The following is a 1,466-nucleotide window of genomic DNA, read 5'->3' on the forward strand; positions in this document are numbered from 1 at the left end:
ATGCGGCGCGGTGGTGCGGAGCAGAATGCCGCGCTCCACGGCACTTTCGTGCGCGACGCCGACCTGACCGCTCGCCAGGTACCGCAGCCCGCCGTGCACCAGCTTCGAACTCCATCGGCTGGTCCCGAACGCCAGATCATGCCGCTCCACCAGCACGGTGCGCAGCCCGCGGGCGGCCGCATCGAGCGCCGCGCCGGCGCCGGTGACGCCGCCGCCGATCACCAGGACGTCGATCTCGCCTTCGTCGCCGAGCCGCCGCAGCTCGCGGGCGCGCCGCTCGGCGTTGAGCGAGGAGTCGCCGGTGACAACCGAATTCCTGGTCATCGCAGTGCCTTTCCGTGGTCGGACGTGCCGGGTCGGTCGGTGGGGGCGAGGTAGCCGTCGAGGGCGTTGGCCAGCTCGGTGTCGAGGTCGGCGCCGGCCAGCAGCGGGGCGACCGTGCCCGCCGACTGGACCGCGGACTGGGCGATCAGCAGGAGCATGGTGGCCAGGTGCTCGGGATGGCCGTCGCGAATGGACCCGTCGCGCTGGCCCTCCCGGATGCCCTCGGCGAACAACTCGATCAGCGCGCGCTGGTTGCGGCCGAGCCTGCCGAAGACGTAGGTGAGCATCAGATCGGTGTCGGTGCGGAAGATCTTGCCGAACAACGGATTCGAGCGAACCTTCCCCGCGCCCGCGACGATGCCCGCGACCAATCGGGTCCGGCCCGCACCCGCGCTCGGCATGGTGGCGGCGACGATCGCGCGCAGCTCACGCACCAGCAGCTCGGCGACCAGCGCGCCGGTATCCGGCCAGCGCCGGTAGACGGTCGGCCTGCTCACGCCCGCGCGCCTGGCGACCTCGGTGAGGGTGGTGCGACGCACGCCGAACTCCTCGACGCAGCGGCGGGCCGCGTCGAAGATCGCGAGGTCGATGGCGGAGGGCGCGTCGTCGGCTGCTGAGCCGTCGCCTGCGGGGTCCGGAGCGGTCAAGGCGTCACCTCGGTTCGTTACTGCTTGACATTCTATGTCAAACTGTAACGCATGGTCGAGACGCAGAAGTACCCCGGCGAGGCATCGGCTCCGGCGCGTCGGGCGGTTTCGCGCCGCGCCATCAGTTCCAGTTGTCGCTGCGGGCGGGGCGCCCGCAGGTCTCGCTCGGCGAGCATCTCGCGGTGGCGATACTTCGGCCGACAATGTCGGCAGCGCGGGTGGCGAGACCGTCGCCCCGCCAGGTCGAAAGACCGTGCCACCATGACGGTTTCGGGCGCGATCTCGAAGAAGTCATGCCCGGACATGATCGCCGCCTGACGGACGGCTTCGGCAGCCATCAAGGTGTCGTGATATTCGTAATGCCCGTCCGACCAGAGCGAATGCGCCCGTGGCAGCTGGACGGCGATCACGAACAGCTCGGGCGCGATGCGAGCGCGGTCGCACACGAACACTTCCGATACCGATCGGCGGGCCCGGCATTCCCGTGCTCTACCT

Annotated in this window: 3 protein-coding genes; all 3 read right to left on the reverse strand. The window is 70.2% G+C overall.

What is annotated here, in order from left to right; translation table 11 throughout:
• Positions 1-324, reverse strand: a 324-nt coding sequence (locus ON39_RS08635; protein WP_040732792.1) for an FAD-dependent oxidoreductase, incomplete at its 3' end; no start/stop codon positions are given.
• Positions 321-914, reverse strand: coding sequence for a TetR/AcrR family transcriptional regulator (locus ON39_RS08640; RefSeq protein WP_040732794.1), 594 nt, complete (start codon positions 912-914; stop codon positions 321-323). The genes ON39_RS08635 and ON39_RS08640, both read right to left, overlap by 4 nt.
• An 89-nt stretch (positions 915-1,003) precedes the next feature.
• Positions 1,004-1,466 (reverse strand): AfsA-related hotdog domain-containing protein (locus ON39_RS08645; protein ID WP_303621522.1); only part of this gene is annotated, 463 nt, incomplete at its 5' end.

The organism is Nocardia tenerifensis NBRC 101015 (assembly GCF_000308715.1).
In the GTDB taxonomy this organism is placed as follows: Bacteria; Actinomycetota; Actinomycetes; order Mycobacteriales; family Mycobacteriaceae; genus Nocardia; species Nocardia tenerifensis.